This is a genomic window from Tetzosporium hominis (assembly GCF_002265435.1).
In the GTDB taxonomy this organism is placed as follows: domain Bacteria; phylum Bacillota; class Bacilli; order Bacillales_A; family Planococcaceae; genus Chryseomicrobium; species Chryseomicrobium hominis.
The window spans coordinates 1-1758 of the sequence record NZ_NOKQ01000264.1 but is presented as its reverse complement, the minus strand read 5'-3'; the positions used below and the strand labels follow the sequence as shown (position 1 = coordinate 1758).

At 45.4% G+C, this 1758-nt stretch carries 1 protein-coding gene; it reads right to left on the bottom strand.

From position 1 onward, the window contains the following. Positions 1–367: 367 nt before the first annotated feature. Positions 368–1645 (bottom strand): IS110 family RNA-guided transposase, encoded by a 1278-nt coding sequence (locus tag CF394_RS11965; RefSeq protein WP_094943915.1) that lies wholly within the window; start codon positions 1643–1645, stop codon positions 368–370. Positions 1646–1758: the final 113 nt, after the last annotated feature.

Genomic DNA, 1758 nt, shown 5'->3' with positions numbered 1-1758 from the left:
AGTCTCCCTCTAGAAAAGTTGATGTATCAACGTTTGAATTGCTCTTACGAGCTTTTTAATATTTTTTACCTTGATTAGAGAAACATCTTTTACTAAAAGTACAATTTGTTGTAAACCATAAGATACGCTTCGCTAGAACCAATTGTTATTAATTGGTTCTTTTTTCATATCACGTGCACTGTGGATCTCTGCGTCTCTTATGATGACGAACCCTCCCATGTCTCCTGGCGTCATGCGCTCACATTCCTTCGTCCGGTCTATTCATAAGGCAGAGGCCGTATATGCTCCTCGACTGACTCTTGGTCCTATGACTCGCGTTTTGGCTTCTCCGTGTCACTTAGTTGTCAACTGGATTTAAGAATTTAAGCTATGCAGCTGGGAGGAGGGAGTGGATGTCCCTCATCATCTTTTCGGCATCGAACTGTCTTCTCTTAGTACACAGGGCGTGAATGATCTTGATCAACTTGCCACAAAGCACCACCATGGCTTGTTTGTTCTTTAACGGATTGTCCTGACGCTTAGTGTAATAGTCATAGAGCTCTCTAAATGTTTTATTGTTTGAAATCAGTGGCAGGATCGTCTTGTAGAGGGTCGCCCTTAAAGAGCTCCTCCCCCTTTTGGTTATGCTCTTTTTCCCAGTGTGTTGACCGGAAGAGTTCTCCCGCAATGAGAGTCCCGCCAGTTTCTTGATCTGTTCTGGATGTTGGTAGTTGGAAAGTGGCCCAACCTCAGCTAAGATCTCGACGGCAGTGTTCTCGCCAATGCCTCTGATTGAAGTGATGTACTCAAAGTCTGGAAGTTGTTTCGCGAGATCAATGAGCCGCTCTTCTAGGACCTCGAGGTCCTGTAGACATTGTTTATAGTTCCTTACCAGTCGTCGTATCTCAAACCTTGCCGTTTCTTGGCTCTCACGTACACCGATTGATACGGATGCCTTTTCTCTGAGTAGGATGAGCTTCTTCTTCGGTACCGTGTGAACCGCTGGATTATCCTCGTATATCTGAATCATCTCAGCCTCACTGATACGGGTCAGGTCAGAAGGGAAAGGTGTGTGCTCCAATAACTCACAGGCCACCTTGCCAAAGGACTTGAAGATCGTGGAGAACTCTGGAAAATAGATATCAATCCATCGAATCATTCGATTCTGGATGGCCACCATCTCTTTCTTCAAAGCCTTCCTATTATTGTTCCCTGTACGCAACTCGGCATCAACTCCTTGAAGTATACGTGGGAAGCTGAATCTGCCATCACGGATAAGTGAAGCGATGACGCGGGCATCCTTCTTGTCATTCTTGGTCTGAGAGTTGTCATCGAGCTCTTTAGTCCGATTCACGTGCATCGGGTTCACCATGACAAATGGGATCTCCGCTTCGACCAGGAATGCGCTAAGGTTCATCCAGTAATGACCAGTCGGTTCGAAGCCCACAACGACCTGAGACTTCGCAAACTGGCTCATCAGAGCCTGGATCTCTGTTAGTAGTTTCTGAAACCCTTCAAGGTCTTGAGACAACCCGAAAGACTTCTTTAATACCCTGCCGCGATCATCCATCGCACAGGCGTAATGTAGCTTTTTGGCGATGTCGATACCAATGACCAATGTATTCTCATCTACTTGATTAATTCGGTTGTTCATATTACGATTCATGTATAGTCCTCCCTGTATGAGTGGTATTGATTTGGTCGTTGATACCTGCATCATACAAGAGGACTTTTTTCTTTTCAAGATGTCTTTGCGTTCAAGACAGGAATGCTCCTCGC

Bases quoted from the DNA above. Each gene is read 5' to 3' on its own strand.
- CF394_RS11965 (WP_094943915.1), bottom strand. From the start codon at position 1,645: ATGAATCGTAATATGAACAACCGAATTAATCAAGTAGATGAGAATACA.